Annotated in this window: 19 protein-coding genes; 9 read left to right on the forward strand and 10 right to left on the reverse strand. The window is 59.2% G+C overall.

Annotation, left to right across the window (positions count from 1 at the left end):
• Positions 1–81 precede the first annotated feature (81 nt).
• From JQ616_RS29155 to JQ616_RS29200, 10 genes are all read right to left on the reverse strand, one after another.
• The gene (locus tag JQ616_RS29155) at positions 82–1284 is read right to left on the reverse strand and encodes an acyl-CoA dehydrogenase family protein (protein ID WP_212020580.1); all 1203 of its coding nucleotides are present in this window, start codon (positions 1282–1284) and stop codon (positions 82–84) included.
• Positions 1285–1370: 86 nt separating this feature from the next.
• Positions 1371–2564, reverse strand: a complete 1194-nt coding sequence (locus JQ616_RS29160) for a CaiB/BaiF CoA transferase family protein (protein ID WP_212020582.1) — start codon at positions 2562–2564, stop codon at positions 1371–1373.
• Positions 2565–2895: 331 nt separating this feature from the next.
• Complete coding sequence (locus JQ616_RS29165) at positions 2896–3744, reverse strand: VOC family protein (protein WP_212020584.1); 849 nt, start codon at positions 3742–3744, stop codon at positions 2896–2898.
• A 25-nt stretch (positions 3745–3769) separates the two neighbouring features.
• Entirely contained in the window at positions 3770–4642 is an 873-nt protein-coding gene (locus JQ616_RS29170) for a VOC family protein (RefSeq protein WP_212020586.1), read from the reverse strand.
• Positions 4643–4647: 5 nt separating this feature from the next.
• Complete coding sequence (locus JQ616_RS29175; RefSeq protein WP_212020588.1) at positions 4648–5421, reverse strand: TetR/AcrR family transcriptional regulator; 774 nt, start codon at positions 5419–5421, stop codon at positions 4648–4650.
• On the reverse strand, positions 5408–5734 hold the full coding sequence (locus JQ616_RS29180) for a non-heme iron oxygenase ferredoxin subunit (RefSeq protein WP_212020589.1): 327 nt from the start codon (positions 5732–5734) through the stop codon (positions 5408–5410). Before JQ616_RS29180 ends, JQ616_RS29175 begins: the two co-directional genes overlap by 14 nt.
• On the reverse strand, positions 5734–6492 hold the full coding sequence (locus JQ616_RS29185) for an SDR family NAD(P)-dependent oxidoreductase (protein WP_212020590.1): 759 nt from the start codon (positions 6490–6492) through the stop codon (positions 5734–5736). The genes JQ616_RS29180 and JQ616_RS29185 overlap by 1 nt, the downstream gene beginning before the upstream one ends.
• Positions 6493–6504: 12 nt before the next feature.
• Positions 6505–6990 (reverse strand): aromatic-ring-hydroxylating dioxygenase subunit beta, encoded by a 486-nt coding sequence (locus JQ616_RS29190; RefSeq protein WP_212020591.1) that lies wholly within the window; start codon positions 6988–6990, stop codon positions 6505–6507.
• Between the two features lie 12 nt (positions 6991–7002).
• Positions 7003–8301, reverse strand: a complete 1299-nt coding sequence (locus JQ616_RS29195) for an aromatic ring-hydroxylating oxygenase subunit alpha (protein ID WP_212020592.1) — start codon at positions 8299–8301, stop codon at positions 7003–7005.
• A gap of 21 nt (positions 8302–8322) precedes the next feature.
• A complete protein-coding gene (locus tag JQ616_RS29200) occupies positions 8323–9534 on the reverse strand; it encodes an NAD(P)/FAD-dependent oxidoreductase (protein ID WP_212020593.1) in 1212 nt (403 codons plus the stop codon).
• Positions 9535–9706: 172 nt separating this feature from the next.
• On the opposite strand from JQ616_RS29200, the gene JQ616_RS29205 reads away from it, so the two are divergent.
• From JQ616_RS29205 to JQ616_RS29245, 9 genes are all read left to right on the forward strand, one after another.
• Complete coding sequence (locus tag JQ616_RS29205; protein ID WP_212020594.1) at positions 9707–10705, forward strand: amidohydrolase family protein; 999 nt, start codon at positions 9707–9709, stop codon at positions 10703–10705.
• Between the two features lie 17 nt (positions 10706–10722).
• Positions 10723–11250, forward strand: a complete 528-nt coding sequence (locus JQ616_RS29210; RefSeq protein WP_212020596.1) for a hypothetical protein — start codon at positions 10723–10725, stop codon at positions 11248–11250.
• Between the two features lie 30 nt (positions 11251–11280).
• A complete protein-coding gene (locus JQ616_RS29215) occupies positions 11281–12096 on the forward strand; it encodes an alpha/beta fold hydrolase (protein ID WP_212020597.1) in 816 nt (271 codons plus the stop codon).
• Positions 12093–12872 (forward strand): 2-keto-4-pentenoate hydratase, encoded by a 780-nt coding sequence (locus JQ616_RS29220; RefSeq protein WP_249137419.1) that lies wholly within the window; start codon positions 12093–12095, stop codon positions 12870–12872. The genes JQ616_RS29215 and JQ616_RS29220 overlap by 4 nt, the downstream gene beginning before the upstream one ends.
• Before the next feature lie 33 nt (positions 12873–12905).
• Entirely contained in the window at positions 12906–13829 is a 924-nt protein-coding gene (locus JQ616_RS29225) for an acetaldehyde dehydrogenase (acetylating) (RefSeq protein ID WP_212020601.1), read from the forward strand.
• A complete protein-coding gene (gene dmpG, locus JQ616_RS29230; RefSeq protein ID WP_212020603.1) occupies positions 13826–14857 on the forward strand; it encodes a 4-hydroxy-2-oxovalerate aldolase in 1032 nt (343 codons plus the stop codon). The genes JQ616_RS29225 and dmpG overlap by 4 nt, the downstream gene beginning before the upstream one ends.
• A 52-nt stretch (positions 14858–14909) precedes the next feature.
• Complete coding sequence (locus JQ616_RS29235) at positions 14910–15767, forward strand: IclR family transcriptional regulator (RefSeq protein WP_212020605.1); 858 nt, start codon at positions 14910–14912, stop codon at positions 15765–15767.
• Between the two features lie 136 nt (positions 15768–15903).
• Positions 15904–16254 carry a VOC family protein gene (locus JQ616_RS29240; RefSeq protein ID WP_212020607.1) on the forward strand — a complete coding sequence of 117 codons (351 nt, stop codon included), beginning with the start codon at positions 15904–15906 and terminating at the stop codon, positions 16252–16254.
• Between the two features lie 213 nt (positions 16255–16467).
• Entirely contained in the window at positions 16468–17196 is a 729-nt protein-coding gene (locus JQ616_RS29245) for a LuxR family transcriptional regulator (protein WP_212020918.1), read from the forward strand.
• Positions 17197–17230: the final 34 nt, after the last annotated feature.

Here is a 17230-nt window from a genome sequence, read left to right on the forward strand (position 1 = left end):
TCGATCCTCTTGCTTGATATGGACAACGAGAAGACGGCCGGTGCGAGAGCGCTCTTCAGCCGTCTCGTCTGCGCAGTCTCGCTAGTTGGCGCCCTTCGGCTTGACGAGCTTGGCCTGATTGAATGGAAGACTTGCCGTCGGATCGAGCTCCCGCGGCAAGCCGAGCACGCGTTCGGCGACGGCATTCTTCAGGATCTCCTGCGTCCCAACGCCCAGCGTGGCAGCCGGCGCAAACCAGTAGGCATAATCCCAATTATCGAAGAGCCCATATTCCTTCGGCGGAAGCGGCAGCACGCTCCGATCACGCACCATACCCGCCGCGCCCTGCGAACGCTTGGCAAGATCGGACAGGTTCTGGCCGTGCGGCGAGGCCAGCATTTTACCGATGTTCCCCTCTGCGCCGGCCGGCTTGCCGTTGATCCGGTTGCTCAGATTGCGAAGAGACAGAAGGCGGAGCAGTTCACCCTCCACGAACAGTTTCCCCGCCTCGTCCCGGATCAGCGGGTCATTGATTTTCCCGGTCTGGATCAGGCCTGACATGAGTTCGCGAGCTGTTGGCCCGCCGCCCCAGACCGCGCCGGGCTTCGTCATGTGCATTCGCTCGGTCTGTAGCTGCTCCATCACGATGCGCCAGCCGTCGCCTTCCTTGCCGAGCAAGCGGTCTGCCGACACCTTGACGTCTGTCAGAAAGACCTCGTTGTACTCAGGCTCTTCGCCGGTCATGTCCACGATCGGACGGACGAGCACGCCTAGCGTCTTCATATCTATCAAGAAGACTGACAACCCACGATGCTTTGGCGCCTCGGGATCGGTGCGCGCGATCAAAACCCCAATCTGCGATTTGTTCGCCATCGAATTCCAGATCTTTTGGCCATTGATGATGTAATGGTCGCCATCGCGCCGCGCTGTGGTGCGCAGGTTGCCGAGGTCCGATCCTCCGGACGGCTCGCTGAACAGCATGCACCAGCGCTCCTCACAGGCGAGTGCAGGAGGCAGGAACTTCTGGCGTTGATCTTTCGTACCGTGTGTAAGCAGCGACTGGCCGCACTGATTGATCGCGATGACGTTGAACGTCATGGGATGAACGATGCCCGCCCGCTCGATCTCCTGATCGATGATCAGCTGCAATTCGGGTTCGGCTCCCAACCCCCAGGGCTCGGGCCAGTGCGGCACGACATATCCTTGCTTGGCCAGCTGGGCGTAACTCGGTGACGGATTCGCCTCGAACCATTTGCGTACGGCAAGGCGCCGCGGATCGTCCTCTCCCGGCAGGTTGAAGTCCATGATGTGTCACTCCATTGATATGTTATGTTGCAGCGGCCGACCGAGACCGGTCCGCGATTTCATGCTTGCATACGAGTTCGCGCGGGTTACCGGACGACCTGTGCATCCATCAGCCGCCTGACAGCGGCGTCTTCCATGCCGATTTCGCCAAGGATTTCTTCGGTCTGCTCGCCGAGCAGCGGCGCACGAGAGCGCAACTCCAGAGGCGTGCCCTCAAATGAGGCGTAGAAATTCAGCCCCCGGATCTTTCCGAACTCCGGATCGTCGAAAATTGGGAACGTATCATTGTGCTTGGCTTGTGGATGATCGAGGAACTCCTCCAGCGAGTGAATTTTCGCCATCGGCACTTCGTATTTTCGAACACCAGCGAGCAACTCTTCGGTGGTCATTTCCGCGATGGACGCGGCCAGTTCCTCGTTGAAATCTGTAATGTTCATCAACCGATCTCGGGGCTTAGCAAACCGGCCGTCCTCGAGCAGGTCAGATCTGCCGAGAGCAGCGCAGAGACCTCGGAACTGGTTGTCCTGGAGAACGAGTCCCATGACATGTCCGTCCTTCGTCTTGAACACGCGGTAAATCGACCCGGACTGTACGGGGAGTACCTCGGGATTGATGAAGGTGTGATTCTTCAACTCTTCCTGGGAGATGAACGACGACCATGCATCCAGCATCTTCACCACGATCTTCTGGCCTCGCCCTTCGTTTCGGTCACGCGCATACAAGGCAGCAAGGGCTGACATCGCGCCAGAGATGGCTGCGATCTTGTCCACGACGACATTGCGGACCGGCGCGGGAGTGTCGGTATCCGCGCCCTGGACGGAGCAGAAGCCCGCAAGCGCTTGGATGACGGGATCGTAGGCCGGCTGATCGCTATCAGGGCCGCTTTCACCGAAGCCCTTGATAGAGATATAGACGATACCCGGATTTTCATCTCGCAGACTCTCGTAACCGAGCTGCAGCCGATCGGCGACGCCCGGCCGGAAATTCTCGATCAAGAGGTCCGATTGCAAGGCCAGGGCGCGCACGATCTGCTGTCCCTCTGCAGATTTCAAGTCGACCGCGATACTCCGCTTGTTGCGGTTATAATGGCTGAAATATGCACCGAGGCCCTTATATTGCGGGACAACGGCACGCATGGTGTCGCCTGAGATCGATTCGACCTTGATCACGTCCGCACCCAGGTCGCCGAAGATCTGACCGCCCATCGGGCCAGAAACCATTGTTGAAAGATCAAGGACGCGCAATCCAACGCATGGTCCCTGACGAATTCGATCAGTCATAAATCCCTCCCCTCGAATAGCGTTAAACCGAACCAACTTCCGGCCCGATCGCTTTATCGATCTTCGCCGACAGACCTTGCGATGATCGCGGCGGATCACCACACCGCATTGCTGCGCGACACCGGATCGTCCGAGCCGCTCATCGCGAGAAGGCCGGCCGAAAGCGTCCCGCAATTTCGTCTTCATTCATGAACCGACAGGTCCCTTGCTTTGGTCGAACACGGTCGTTCGGATCCACGCTCTGACGCGCGCCGATTCTGCGTTAGCCTTATGACCGCAGCTAGGAAGCTATCTGCAGGTAGATCTTTGTGACGGCGGGCGCGCTCGGTTTTCAGGCGCGCCCCGCCCTTTTTGAGCCCCACATGCACAAGCTGCTCGGCTCGAAGCCAAAGCTCCGAGGCCTATGGTTCTCTTCGTCTTCGATCTCATCGACGCCAACCGAATATTCAAATGTCATCCCGTCCGGGCCGGTGAAATAAAGAAACCGGGCGCCGGAGGTAGGATGGCGGCCCGGACCGAAAACGATCGGGACGTTCTGCTCGCTCAGGAAATAGTAGGACCGCAACACATCGTCATTGCTTGCGACCTGATGGTTGACATGCTGAATACCTGCCTTCGTCCCGGGGGCCAGAGCCAGGGTATGATGGATCGCGTTGATCCGCATGAGCGCGATGTCTCCGATGCGGTCGCTCACGCGAGCATTACAAACCTGGGTCCAGAATTTCTCGTCGCGCACCGGATCGGTGGTATTGAGGCCAACATGACTGAAGCCCGTGATTCCGACGTCGCGCGTCGGAAAATAGCGGCGACCACAGCTCGCAGGACGCACCACGAGTTCGATGTGGTTGCCGGTCGGATCCTTGAAGCCGATGAAGGCCTTCACCATGCGCGAGGCGCATTCATCCGGCGTACCTGCATGAACGGGATGTCCGAGCGCCTCGAGAGTCGCGGCCGCGGCTTGAAGTTGTTCCTCACTATCGACCTCGAAGCCAACTGTCTGGTCGTCCGGATTGCCCTCTTCGTAGTAAAGCGTGTGGGCACGATCATCGGAGCGGAGATAAAGCCCCTTCTTGCTCCGGTCTCCGACCTCTAGCCCCAGGCAGCGCGTCGCGAACGATTCCGCGGCGTCGAGGTTCGACGCCCCGAGCCGGACATAAGTGATTTCCTTGAGTTCGATCATTTGAACCTCCTGACTGAATTCGGCTTCAGGTCGACGGCAACGCCGCCAACTCCGGAAGATCGCTTGCCTCGCTCCCCCATGAACAGAACGATTCGGGGCGCAGCTGATACTGGCGGGGCCGACGCTTCAAATCGACGTCCTGCATGCCGTGAACGTAGGAAAAGACGTATCCGTCAGGACTCAGGAAACGCAGGAAAACCTGATCCGACGCTGTTTCCTTTCCAGGTCCGTGGACAATCCTGACCTGCCGATCTTGAAGGAAATACTTGCTTTGCATCACGCAATCGAGGCTTTCGACTTCCAGCGAGACGTCGAGAACTCCCTTTCGTTCCGACGGATAAAGCGCAATGCGATGATGACGGGCATCGATCTGCAAATAGCAGACGTCTCCAACGCGATCCGCGACATTGGCGCCGAGCACAGTCGTCCAGAACTCAAGATCGCGTGCCAGGTTGGTCGATCGCAGGCCCACCCCCTGAAATCCGACAATCCCTGCATCCCGCGATGGAAAATAGCGGCGGCCGGAGTGGGCAGGTCTTGCAACAAGTTCAATCGAGTTGCCGGAGCCGTCCATCGTGATCAACGCTTGACGCACGAAGCGGCGTCGACATTCGTCTGCGGTGGCATCGCGAACCACAAAGCCTCTTGCCTCCAACGTGTCTCGCGCAGGCGCAATGAAGGTCTCGTCGAGCAATTCGATGCCGACGCTCTGATCGTCCGGCGATTCCTTTGTTAGGCAGATGCGATGCGAAAGCGCGTCAGACCGGAAGGCAGCCTCGCCGTTGTCTGTCGTGACCCGTTGCAGCCCAAGGATTTCCGTTGCGAACCGCGCACTCTCTTCGATGGCGCGAGTGCCAAGTCGAACGTAACACACCTGGGCAAGCGGGATGCGCGTCATATTCTTCAATTCCGGGTTTTCGATTTCTTGGTATGGTTGATGCGAGTGGCTCCTTCGCGCGCCGATGCCTCGACGGATTCCGAGGTGGGCGCCATCGCCTTTAAGAAGGCCTCAGCGCCCAGCTTTTCGGTCAGGTAGCCTCGAACCATATCCTGCCACACCACGCTGAGATGCGCCCGTTGCGCGGCATTGTCATCGATGAAGCGGCGGACCATGAAGCCACGAACGTGGTTAAGGGTCAGGCTAAGAACATCTGCAGCTACCGCCTGCGGCAGACCATGCCTTTCCAAAGCGTGCTGCCACGTTTCCTCAACCGCAAAACGGGAACGCCGGCTTAACCGACGCACAGTTCCCCGCAGTTCAGGATAAGCCTGACCGAAAGCCAGTGCGAATTCGATAAAAAAGCCCTGTCCGAAAAAGAATTCGGTGGCGTCTGCCAGAATCGCATCAATGATTGCCGGCACGCTGCGCGCGCGTTCGGCAAATTTGATCCGCTGCTGGCTTCGCTCGAGGGAGCGATCATTGACGTGTTCGAACGTTGCCAGGACAAGATCCTGCTTGGTTCGAAAATGGTGGAGAAGCGCCCCCCGGGACACGCCCGCTTCACGCTCGACATCCTCCATACGCAGACCCGCCGGGCCCATGCGCACCATCACCTCCACGGAGGCATCCAGGATCAGTTTGCGCGTTGCCTCTCGGCGCTCGGCCTGCGTCCGGCGCCTCGGAGCAGCGCTGCTCGCCTTAGCGGATTTGGCGGGAGTGCGCTTAGACTTGGACATAAACAGTTCCCTCAATAATTTCAACTGGATAGGTCTTGAGTGCCACCGTACAGGGGGACGACTCTGCCTTACCCGTTGTTATATCAAAGGTTCCGAAGTGCCACGTGCACTCCACAATCTTTCCAGCCAGCAATCCCTCTTCGGATAGAGATGCCTCTCCATGCGTACAGGTGTCGGACGTTGCATAGACCTGCCCACCATAGGTGTAGAGAGCGATACGCTCTCCGCTTGGCAGCAACGCTCCCTTGATCTCGCCTTCCACGACGTCACTGGCGGCGCAGACAGCGACCTTGCTGGTGCTCACATCCTGCATCAGAGCATCGCGCTCCCGCCGTTGACGCTGATGACCTGTCCCGTGACGAACGACGCCTCGCCGGTCGAGAGGTAGGCGACCATCGACGCAACCTCGGCCATCTCTGCCGGCCGCCCCATCGGCACGACATCGATGTATTTTTTGACGGCTTCGGGAGCCTGCGCCACCGCGGCACGTACGCGCTCGGTGTTGACGATGCATGGCGCGACGACATTGAAGGTAATGCCCTCCAGCGCGAATTCCCTGGCGAGGCCAGTGGTCAGCGCATGAACTCCTCCCTTCGCAGCGTTGTATCCCGCGTGATTCCACAAGCCGTTCCGAACGGAGTCCGCGCCGACACTGACCACACGGCCGTATCGCTTGCGGCGCATCTCGGGCAATGCGTAAAAGGTGGCCCAGACGGCCGTCCAGAGATTGCGATCCACCGTCGTGCGCAACGACTCCGGCGTGTGATCGACGAACGGCTGGATGATTCCTCCGCCGGCATTGTTGACGAGAATATCGATAGTTCCAAACCGGGTGATCGTCGCCTCGATCATGTCGCGAGCAACGGTCTCACGCGACAAATCGCCAGCGCAGACGAGCGGTCGATCGTCCCCGGCTCCCAATCGGTCGGCGGCGCGGTTGAGCTGGCCTTCGTCGACATCTGCGATCGCGATCCGCGCACCGTCCGCCTGGAGTCGCTCCGCGATCGCAAATCCGATTCCCTGCGCGGCTCCCGTTACGACCGCAATCCGTCCTTCGAGCATTTTCGTCATGTGAACGCCACCTCAGAGGATAATGCTGATGCGCCCGGAAGGCCGCAGCGCGTCACTATCGAGTAAACATCGTTTGCTGCGGATTTTGAAAGCGCCGTCCACCTGACGAATGACGTAGTTGCTCAATCCGACATAAAGGTCGGTCACGCCGTCCTTGGTGCGATACGTTGCGAAGACGGAAGTCACGTCAATATTTTCGTCCTCCCGCTCCTTGACCCTCACATTGCTCACCATGTGACGCGTTTTCGAGTGCGGGAATTCCACGTGTGCGGTTCGCTTCATCAGCCGCTTCACGCGCTCGCCAAGTCGCATACGGTCGTCGGCAATGTAGAACAGACTGTCGTCGGGTGATGCATCGGCCGGGAGATCCATGCATGGCACATGGTATTCTGCATCGTCCGTAAACAGCGACAGCCACTCGGGAAGCCGCCACTTATCAAGGAGATCGGCTTCTTCGAATAGAAATTCCTCGATCTCGGAGCGAGTCACTTTTGTCATCGATCGCCCTCCTCAAGCCGCTTTGATCTTGGCCGCCTTGGCGGACTCGGGAAACATCTGCTTATTCCATTGCATCCAGAAGGCGCGCATCTGCAACTCGTCCGCGCTCGAGGGGTTCTCCTTGTTCATGCCTTTCGAAATGTCGCTATAGGGCACGTCCTCATAATTGCTGAAGCCGCGCTGGCAATGCTCGAGTGCCTCCGCGTCGTCCGGGGTCGCAAAGCCACCGGGGCCGAGAAACTCGAGGAAGTTGTTGAGGCGGTACTTGCGCGACCAAGCGCTCTCGTTCAGCGGCGCCAACGCCCAGGAATTGACGACCATGTAATCCGGCGCAGTCGGATAGTAGGTTCGGACGACGATGGCCATGATGTCGTTGATGATGAGGTTGGGATAGATGAAAAGGTTGCGTCCCATCTTGGCGATCCGGAACGCGCGCTCCTCTCCGAAGCGTTCGACCAAGCGCGCATAAATGCGATCGACCTCCTTCTTGCCTTCTTCTCCCCAAGCGGGAATCCAATCCGCAACCGGACGGCCCCATGGCGCCTGCCCCTGGATCACGGCATGACCGTTGCCAAGGTCGTAGCCACGCCCGGCGCCAGACCTGAAGTTCGCCCCGCCGTTGCTTTGCATCAGAATGTCAAAATACGACGCATGCGTCGTGGACGCATGATATCCGTCGATGCTGTTTTCGGTGAGAAGCTTCCAGTTCGCGCGAACTGAATACTCGTGCGTCCCTTTGACGATCGACATGCCCTCTTCTGACTGATCGCAAATCACGTCCAGAAAGTCCTTGGCACCCGCGAGGTAGTCGACGAGCGGCTGAATGTTCCGGTCGAAACAGACGAAATAGAAATCGCGATAGCCTTCGAAGCGGGGCACTGGCGTCAGGTGCGAGCTCTCGCGATTTTTGAAGTCCGCGTCATAGGAGTCCTCGCCCGGCTGGCTTCGCAGCTTTCCGTCCAGTCCGAAAACCCAGCCGTGATAAAAGCACTGGAAGGACTTTGCGCTTCCCTTGCGCTCGCGACACACCTGCATTCCGCGATGGGGACATGTATTCAGCAGCGCCACGGGAGTTCCGCTGGCGTCCCGCGTGAACAGGATGCTCCGGCCTGCGACCGAACGTGTCACAAAATCTCCCGGCTTCTTCAGCTCTGATCCATGCCCTAGATAGATCCAGTTGCTCTCGAAAATGCGCTCCTTCTCCATCGAAAGAATATCGGGATCGATGAAATTGCGACGAGAAACCTTGAAGACGTGCTTGTCCTGATCGACGAGAACAGCTGGTCGATTGGCGGATGCTGCCGAATTCATTTGAACCTCCTCCGTTTGCTCTTATTTTGAAAGCAGTCGCTTCAGATCGAATTCCGGATTCTCGAGATCAGCTCGATTGACCCGCATGCGGGCGGCCACTGCGCGGCGCAGGATCGCCATGTGCTTCGGCGCGTTGACGGTTGCAGCTCCGACGATTTCGTCGTCGCGCAGCCCCAAGACGCTGAACCGCCCGCAGGAACTATCGCCGCGAACGATCTCCGTGACATTCGAGAGGCTGCCGACGACCTGCAAATTGGTCTTATGCTGGTCGGACCAGAACCAGGGCACGCTGTCGTAGCCCTCGCCCTGCCCCAACATGGATTTCGCTGTGGAGACGGCCTGATTCTGGGCGTTGGCCCAATTCTCGACCCGCATCCATCGATCCGCGCAGCGATTCCACTGCTCGGCAACGTCCCCAGCAGCATAAACGCCGTCACACTCCGTGGCGCCGTGTCGGTCGACGCGTATTCCCTTGGACGTGGAAATTCCGGAGCCGGCGACGCTTTCGACCGCCGGCTCGACGCCGATACCCACCAGCACCAGATCGGCAGGGCAAATCGACCCGTCAGACAGAACAAGACCTTCCGGCGCGACGCGTTGCGCGGTGACCTCGGTCAGGACCCTCACGCCAAGATCGCGATGCAGCTTCAGAAAATATTCGCTGATCAGTCGCGAGCCGACCTGCGCGAGAACCAACGGTGCCGCCTCGATCACCGTCACGGCGCAGCCTCGCTCGACGGCCGCGGCAGCCACTTCCAAGCCGATGACGCCGCCCCCAATCAACGCGACCCGCAGCCCTTCGCGAAGTGAAGCTCGCAACCCCACCGCATCATCCACGCTACGGAGGTAAAAAACCGGAATAGGCCCCTGCTCGAGATCCGGCAGGCGACGAGCGCGCGTGCCTGTCGCAATCAGAAGCTTCGTGAATGGACGCTCGCGACCGTCCTCAAAGCCAAGAACTCGCCTTTCAAGATCGCAACCCGCAACGCGAACGCCGGTCATGACGTCGACGTCCAACTCCTGCCATTGCTCACGCGAACGAATGTAAGCCGGCCCCGCTTCTTCTTTGAGAAGAAGCTCCTTCGACAGTTGCGGCCGCTCGTAGGGGAGATGCACTTCATCACCAACAAGAGTGATTGAGCCGCGGAACTCGGCGAGCCGGAGCGCCTCGGCGGCGCGACTGCCGGCCTGTCCTCCGCCAACGATCACGACGCCAGCGTCAGCGCATCTCATGGTACACGCCTCCGAGACTGGACAAAAAAACCTCCCAAGCGATCGTCGTTGACAAACCCATATAAACAGTCCAACGAGATTGTAAAGTACAAACAGTCTGAGTAAACTGTATTACGTACACGTATGGTTGCTGCATCGCAGCGAAGACTGCGGGCCAAAGGAGAGAGCGCTGGTGAAAGCCGTCGATGTTCATACACACGTTGTGCCGCTCACACTCCGGGCCGGGGACGGACGGAGCGATGCGTGGCCGAGCGTCGAGCGGCGCAGCGATGATGATGCAGCGGTCATGATCCGCGGCCGCGCCTTTCGCGTGATTGACTCGCGGTCATGGGATGTCGAGCGTCGCCTCAATGACATGAAGGAAGACGGCATTGACGTCCAGGTTCTGTCCCCCATGCCCGAGTTGCTGTCGCACTGGCTTCCCTCGAGCGAGGCCGACGATCTCTGCGCCATCACGAACGACTACATCGCCGCCATGATTGCCGAAAATCCCGGCCAGTTTCGCGGCATCGGCATGGTGCCGATGCAGGACCCGCAGCTCGCGGCGAAGCGTCTCGAGGACGTGCGGAAGCTCGGATTGCGGGGAATCGAGATCGGAACGCACATCGCCGGCATACCGCTCGGAGACCCTCGCCTCGATCCGGTTTACGCGCAGGCGGAAGCGCTGGGCCTCGTGATCTTCGTTCATCCCTTGCATCCGATCGGGATGGAACGGATCGGGCAACCGCAGGAGCTCGCAGCCGTTTCGATTTTTCCGTTGGAAACCGCGATGGCGACGGTTGCTCTACTCGGAGCGCAAGTCGTTCATCGATTTCCGAAACTGCGGCTCTTGTTGAGTCATGGCGGCGGAGCCGCGCCCTGGATCGCGCCTCGGATCGACTTTGCGTACGAGAGCACTCCCTTGCTCAAGAGACATCTTCCGGAAGCCGTGGGCACGACGCTCAAGCGCTTCTGGTACGACACGATCCTTTATGACAGTCGATCGCTGCAATACCTCCAGGATCGGACCGGCGCCGATCGGCTTGTCGTCGGCTCAGACTACCCCTTCGCCATTCGACAGAAGCAACCGGCAGACTTTGCGCGCCGGGCTCTCGCCAATGTCGACTTCACCGCGAATGCCGCCGCTCTGCTCGCCGAGCCGAACGCCGGCTTCGTCAGAGATGACGCGTAAGCGTCGTTACAGGAGGGATGAAGATGTTCCAGTGCCGTTCCGAACCGCAGCTAGTATCGCTCGGGAGCGTGCCGCCCCGCACGCCAGGACGATCGGACGCGCAGGTGCCGCACGATCCCGAGCATGGCGAAAGCCGCTATGCGCGCATTCCCCATCTCTACTTCTACTCCGGAATTCGCTTCACCGATCCCGTCTACGGTCTCTTGGATCTCGAAATCGCACTTCAGCGGCGCAGCAACGATGAAATCTGGCTCGAAATCTATTGCGTCGGCGACGGTTACCAAAGCGGCCGCGGCTCAGGGGCCGAACAGCCGTTAATCGTCGAAATCAGACACGGGGAAAGAAAGCTGACAACGGTCGCCTGGGCGTATCCAAACGTGCTCTGCGGTCATTTCGACCCCATGTACCTCGAAGCAAAGACCGCTTTGTCAGTTCCGGATTTCGAAGCCGCGGATCGTATCGCGTTGCCCCAGATATGCACCGTCGCCGCCAGTTGCAGCGGCGCGGCGCCGACGTTCGGTGCGCCCGCCGCGCACGGACACTAGTTCACTTGAAATAAGCTCAGGGAGAAAAACATGCCTTTCAACGAACAACCGAAGTTCATCGATGCCGGCGGCACTCGCACGCGGTATTTCGAAGCGGGTTCAGGCGAACCTACCATCCTGATCCATGGCGGCGGTCCCGGTGCGTCGGGTATCAGCAACTATCGCAAGAACATCGAGGCGCTCGCCGCCAAACGGCGCGTGATCGTGCCTGACCTGCCGGGATATGGCGAGACTGAAGGTAAGCTGAAGGATGGCCCGGCGTACGAGGCCATGGCCAGCTTCGTCGGCTCCTTCATGGATGCGCTCGATATTCGCAAGGCCAGCTTCGTTGGCAACTCGCTTGGAGGTGGCACAGCACTGACGTTGGCGTTGCGCGCACCCGAGCGTGTCAACAGGCTGGTGTTGATGGGCTCCGGCGGCGGTTTGCACGTCTTCAATACCATGCCGAGCGAAGGCCTCCGTCGCATGGCGACGTTCCACGCCGGCGAAGGCCCGACCATGGAAAAACTGAAGGGTGTGATCGAGTTGCTCGTTTACGATCCATCTGCCATCACTGAAGATCTGCTCGCCGAGCGCTTGAAAGCGGCGTCGGTCCCCCAGACTGTCAATATCTTCACGCGGCCGCCCATGGACCTTTGGCGAGAAAATCTCGGCTCGCTCCAGCACAAGGTCTTGATTATCTGGGGCCGGGAGGATCGGGTGCTTCCTCTCGACGGCAGCCTCGTTCTTCTGAAGACTTTGCCAAACGCCCAGCTCCACGTCTTCCCCAAATGCGGTCACTGGGCGCAGTGGGAAAAGGCCGACGAGTTCAACACGCTGGTCGGCGACTTCCTGGACCGGCCATGAATCAGTCAGTGCTCAAGGTTGCTGATCTGCTCACAAACGCCGAGGCCGATCGCAAGCAGATCAGTCCGATTGTCTCGCAGCTTGGACAAGGCAACGTGGAAGCTGCCTATCAGGTCCAAGCCGAGCTCACGCGCCGGGGTATTGGTGCCGGCCGAAGGCTGGTCGGCCGGAAGGTCGGCCTCACATCGGTTGCTGTCCAGCAGCAACTCGGCGTGGGCGAGCCCGATTTTGGCGCGCTGTTCGCGGACATGGAGATCGAACATCTCGGCTCGATCAAGATCGAGGAGCTGATCCAGCCTCGCATCGAGGCCGAGGTGGCGCTCGTCCTCGATCGCGACCTCGACCAAGCCGACACGACAGCGGCCGAGCTCACGCGGGCCATCGCCTTCGTGGCCCCTGCTCTCGAGATTGTCGATAGCCGGATCGCCGACTGGAAGATCAGCATCGTCGACACGATTGCCGACAACGGGTCCAGCGCTCGATACGCTCTGGGCGACACGTTCCGGAGGATCACAGACGTCGACCTGGCGACTTGCGGCATGTCAATGACGCGAAATGGCGAGATTGTCTCGGTCGGAGCCGGTGCGGCCTGCCTCGGTCATCCGCTCAAAGCCGCGCTTTGGCTCGTCCGTAAGCTCGCGTCCGCCGGGGCTCCGCTTCGCGCCGGAGACGTCATCCTCACGGGAGCTCTTGGTCCGATGGTCAGCGTCACGAAGGGAGAGACTTACGAAGCGCACATTCTCGGTCTCGGCTCGGTTCAGGTCCGCTTCGGCTAAGCCAGACAGCTCTAACGCAAAAGGCAGTAAACAATGCAGCAAACCAATGTGGCCATCATCGGCTCCGGCAATATCGGAACCGACCTGATGTTCAAGATCATGCGCTATGGCAAGGCCCTGCGCATGGCCGCGATGGTTGGCGTCGATCCGGGTTCGGAAGGCCTCTCACGCGCGTCCCGCCTGGGGCTCTTCGCGACAGCGTCGGGGCTCGACGGCCTGCGCGGCTGGGAGGGTTATCGTGACATCGGCGTTGTCTTCGATGCGACTTCCGCAAGAGCTCATGAGCATCACGCGGCCGTGCTCAAGGCCGACGGAAAATTGACGATCGACCTGACGCCGGCAGCGATTGGGCCTTATGTCATCCCGCCCGTCAATCTGGATAACGTGATCCTCGAGGAAAACGTCAACATGGTCACGTGTGGCGGCCAGGCGACAATTCCGATGGTCGCGGCGGTACGGCGCATTGCAAGAGTGCCATATGCCGAGATTGTCGCCTCCATCGCGTCGCTCTCAGCGGGGCCTGGCACGCGTGCGAATATCGACGAGTTCACGGAGACGACGGCAAGAGCCATCGAAAAGGTCGGCGGCGCCGATCGCGGCAAGGCCATCATTATTCTCAATCCCGCTGAACCGCCCCTCATCATGCGCGACACGGTCTACTGCTTGGTCGAAAGCAACGACTTCGAAGCGATACGCGCATCGGTCCACGAGATGGCCGCTCGGGTCCAAAGCTATGTCCCCGGATATCGCCTTAAGCAGGACATCCAGTTCGAACCCGTCGCCAATTTCCCCGGCTCGCGGGCGCACAATTTGACGAAGGTCACAATCCTTCTCGAAGTGGAAGGCGCCGGCCACTATTTGCCGGCATATGCCGGCAACCTCGACATCATGACGTCGGCTGCGCTCGCGACCGCAGAGCGTTTGGTGTCCAAGAAGACGTTGGAGCAGGTCGCATGACCCCGAAGATCTACATTCAGGATGTAACGCTGCGCGATGGCATGCATGCCATCCGCCATCAATACACGATCGAGCAGGTCAAACGCATTGCCGCCGCCCTCGACGCGGCCGGAGTCGATGCCGTAGAAGTCGCTCATGGCGATGGCCTCAACGGCGCGTCGTTCAACTACGGCTTTGGGCGCCAGACTGACCTGCAATGGATCGAGGCAGCAGCATCGGTTTTGCACCATGCGCAGCTTACCACCTTGCTCATCCCCGGGATTGGAACCATCCACGATCTCAAGGAGGCGGCTAAGGCGGGGGTGCGATCCGTCAGGATCGCGACACATTGCACCGAAGCCGATGTCGCCAAACAACACATCGAAGCGGCGCGCGAGCTCGATCTGGACGTTGCCGGCTTCCTCATGATGGCTCATATGAGCTCTCCTGACAGGCTCGTCGAACAAGCGAAGCTCATGGAATCATACGGCGCTCACTGCGTCTATGTCACCGACTCCGCCGGCGCGCTTTTGGTCAATCATGCAGCGGAACGTGTCAAAGCGTTGCGCCAAGCACTCAAGCCCGAGACGCAGATCGGCATCCATGCGCACGAAAATCTGTCGCTGAGCGTTGCGAACTCGCTTGTCGCGGTCGAACATGGTGCAATTCGCGTCGATGGATCGCTTGCCGGGATGGGGGCTGGCGCCGGCAACACGCCCCTCGAGGCGTTCGTCGCCGTTGCCAACCGTTGCGGTCTGCGGCACGGTGTGGATCTTTTCAAACTGATGGACGCGGCAGATGATTTGGTCCGCCCGCTCCAGGATCGCGCTGTGCGGGTTGACCGCGAAACCCTGTCACTAGGATATGCGGGTGTCTATTCGTCCTTTCTGCGCCACGCCGAAAGCGCGTCCCGCTTGTATGGTGTCGATTCTCGCAAGATCCTGGTCGAGCTCGGCCGCCGCCGGATGGTGGGAGGACAAGAGGACATGATCGTCGACGTCGCACTCGACCTTGCCAAGGACAACAGCCGAGATGTCAGCGCTGCCTAGCCCGCCGAACCGAGGCTGACTTTTCCTCTTCGCCACCGGAGCTACGAACGCAATGGAGCGTGTTGCCGAACGACTGGCTCTTCCTAGCCCTGCAGGCACGATTGAAGTTGTTTCACGCTCGTTCGAGCTGCTGCGCTGCTTCAATGGCCTCTCGGTTCGCCTCAGCAATGGAGATCTGTCGGTACGCTGCGGACTGCCTAGGTCAACGGTGTCGCGGCTGACCCAGACTTTAACGAGGATGGGCCTGCTCGTTCACCTTCCTGCTGAGCAAAAGTATGCCATCGGCCCCAGCGCAGTCTGTATGTCGCTCGCAATGACGCGAAGCCCGGCGCGTGACGAAAAGGTCCGAGCCATCCTGAGCAGCGTTGCGAGTCGGGTGCCCTGTGTGATTGCCCTGGGCATTCCTGACCGCTGCGAGATTACCCTCGTCGAAGCGGCGGCTGCGGAGGAACTCCGTGACTTCCGAATTCGGGCGGGCAATCGCGTTCCGATATCCAGGACGGCCGCCGGTCACGCTTACGCCGCGGCCCTCGGCCCAGCCGAGGCCGATCGTCTTCTTCAACAGGTTGGACGGAACGCTGCAAGAGAGGCCGATCGACTGCAAGCCGGACTCGAGCAAAACCGGCGTGCATTGAAGGAACTTGGATACATCGTGACCAGCGGACAGTTTAGAGCATATTTGAATTCAGTCGCTGTTCCGTTCTGGTCCTCGCTCTACAACAGCTCCCTCGTTCTTTCGATCAGCGTTTTCGCGAGTGACTATGACAGATCGCGCGTTAGAAATGAGCTTACTCCGCTCGTTATTGATACCAGTGCTAAAATTGGACGCTTGCTTGATCCCGTCTTGGCTCCTTCGAGCTCTGTTCGAAGCGCCAAGTCCTGTCAGGACCTGTCAGGAGACGCGCGCTGACCAGGGGCGATCGAGATTTCTCATCCGCGCTAGCGTACTTGCGCGATAGTGCAAAGCCCAGATCGGTCCGGTCCCGTCGAGGCTCGTCTACTTGCACATGCGAACAGACGCTTTGTGGACTATGAGGGCACTGTAGATGGACTCAGTCAGGATCTTCATACCTGAAGAAAAGATGGAAGCTGCAGCTTGGTTTTACGCGGACGGGCTCGGGCTCGAAGAACAGAAGCAGGCGGACGGAATTAGGATCTTCGGAGTCGCCGGACAACAACGGGTTGTACTTGTGCCGCTGCGGGGACCGCTCTTCAGCACCCGCACGAAGATCAGATTCCATGTGCATGGAATCGCCGAGTGCCTGCGTTACCTGATGGCGAATGGGCACTTGTCGCGAGCAGCAGCAAACGAGCCATGGAGTCGCCCTGGTGAAACGGACATAACCGACCCTGCAGGAAATGTGATCACGCTCCTCGATGCTGACCGCCCGACCTGAAATGCTTAGTACCAAATCGGATTATTGAGTCAAACCTCGCAAACTTCCACAGCTCATCAGCGATGCAACACGGGCCAAGCAAACGCTGTGGCCCTCACCAAAGCGAGGCGGGTAGAAGCTGCTTATGCTTATTCTCGGCGCCTGAGGTGGACTGTTCAGTGGGCCAAACCGATGCCTTCAACTTTTGAAACGACAGGAAACGCAAACTATTCCATGCACGCCTCCCTCCAGAGGTTCATCGACCTCCTGTTTTGCGCCGAAACTTCCGCCGACTTTACCGACTTGATGGCAGCCACCGCAGCGGCTTTTGACTTGTCCAGCTTTGCATATCTGGCACTACCTAATTCTCCCGGTAACAAGCCTCAGCTAATCTCAACGTATCCTGCGGCATGGACCTCCCACTACCTCCGGAGCAAATATGAACGTATCGATCCAGTTATCATGGAGGTCGTCCGGAGCCCCGAGCCCTTTCAATGGGGGCTCGATCTGCCATCAAAATATGAAAAGCCATCGCAACGCCAGTTCTTCGATGAGGCCGAACGATTTGGAATCCGGTTCGGCTTCACTGTTCCCATCCATGACGGTCACGGTCCCATCGCTGCCTTGACCTTTGCTACCGACCAACGGAAGACCGCGTTGGAAACTTGTGTGAAGTCGCATGCACGCGTTCTTCAGCTTATGGCGATGTACTTCCACGCACATGTCAGTCGTAAACTCACTACCAACCTCAGTATGGACGGGACGGCCCTGTCTCATCGAGAACTCGAATGCTTGGAATGGGCGTCACAGGGCAAAAGCGCTTGGGCGATCGGACGAATCCTCGGCCTCTCGCGCAACACGGTGGCGTACTATCTGGAGAATGCGAAGGAAAAGCTTGGTGTTCGCACCATTACACAAGCTGTCGCCTGTCTTGCCGCTGCCAAAGAAACCAAGCAAAAATAGGACGCCCCCTCCCCTACAACGACAGGTAATGACC

This window comes from Bradyrhizobium tropiciagri (assembly GCF_018130545.1).
Taxonomy (GTDB): Bacteria; Pseudomonadota; Alphaproteobacteria; order Rhizobiales; family Xanthobacteraceae; genus Bradyrhizobium; species Bradyrhizobium tropiciagri_A.

Coding starts and splice junctions, on each gene's coding strand:
- JQ616_RS29155 (WP_212020580.1), bottom strand. CDS start 1,284: ATGGACTTCAACCTGCCGGGAGAGGACGATCCGCGGCGCCTTGCCGTA.
- JQ616_RS29160 (WP_212020582.1), bottom strand. CDS start 2,564: ATGACTGATCGAATTCGTCAGGGACCATGCGTTGGATTGCGCGTCCTT.
- JQ616_RS29165 (WP_212020584.1), bottom strand. CDS start 3,744: ATGATCGAACTCAAGGAAATCACTTATGTCCGGCTCGGGGCGTCGAAC.
- JQ616_RS29170 (WP_212020586.1), bottom strand. CDS start 4,642: ATGACGCGCATCCCGCTTGCCCAGGTGTGTTACGTTCGACTTGGCACT.
- JQ616_RS29175 (WP_212020588.1), bottom strand. CDS start 5,421: ATGTCCAAGTCTAAGCGCACTCCCGCCAAATCCGCTAAGGCGAGCAGC.
- JQ616_RS29180 (WP_212020589.1), bottom strand. CDS start 5,734: ATGCAGGATGTGAGCACCAGCAAGGTCGCTGTCTGCGCCGCCAGTGAC.
- JQ616_RS29185 (WP_212020590.1), bottom strand. CDS start 6,492: ATGACGAAAATGCTCGAAGGACGGATTGCGGTCGTAACGGGAGCCGCG.
- JQ616_RS29190 (WP_212020591.1), bottom strand. CDS start 6,990: ATGACAAAAGTGACTCGCTCCGAGATCGAGGAATTTCTATTCGAAGAA.
- JQ616_RS29195 (WP_212020592.1), bottom strand. CDS start 8,301: ATGAATTCGGCAGCATCCGCCAATCGACCAGCTGTTCTCGTCGATCAG.
- JQ616_RS29200 (WP_212020593.1), bottom strand. CDS start 9,534: ATGAGATGCGCTGACGCTGGCGTCGTGATCGTTGGCGGAGGACAGGCC.
- JQ616_RS29210 (WP_212020596.1), top strand. CDS start 10,723: ATGAAGATGTTCCAGTGCCGTTCCGAACCGCAGCTAGTATCGCTCGGG.
- JQ616_RS29215 (WP_212020597.1), top strand. CDS start 11,281: ATGCCTTTCAACGAACAACCGAAGTTCATCGATGCCGGCGGCACTCGC.
- JQ616_RS29220 (WP_249137419.1), top strand. CDS start 12,093: ATGAATCAGTCAGTGCTCAAGGTTGCTGATCTGCTCACAAACGCCGAG.
- JQ616_RS29225 (WP_212020601.1), top strand. CDS start 12,906: ATGCAGCAAACCAATGTGGCCATCATCGGCTCCGGCAATATCGGAACC.
- dmpG (WP_212020603.1), top strand. CDS start 13,826: ATGACCCCGAAGATCTACATTCAGGATGTAACGCTGCGCGATGGCATG.
- JQ616_RS29235 (WP_212020605.1), top strand. CDS start 14,910: ATGGAGCGTGTTGCCGAACGACTGGCTCTTCCTAGCCCTGCAGGCACG.
- JQ616_RS29240 (WP_212020607.1), top strand. CDS start 15,904: ATGGACTCAGTCAGGATCTTCATACCTGAAGAAAAGATGGAAGCTGCA.
- JQ616_RS29245 (WP_212020918.1), top strand. CDS start 16,468: ATGCACGCCTCCCTCCAGAGGTTCATCGACCTCCTGTTTTGCGCCGAA.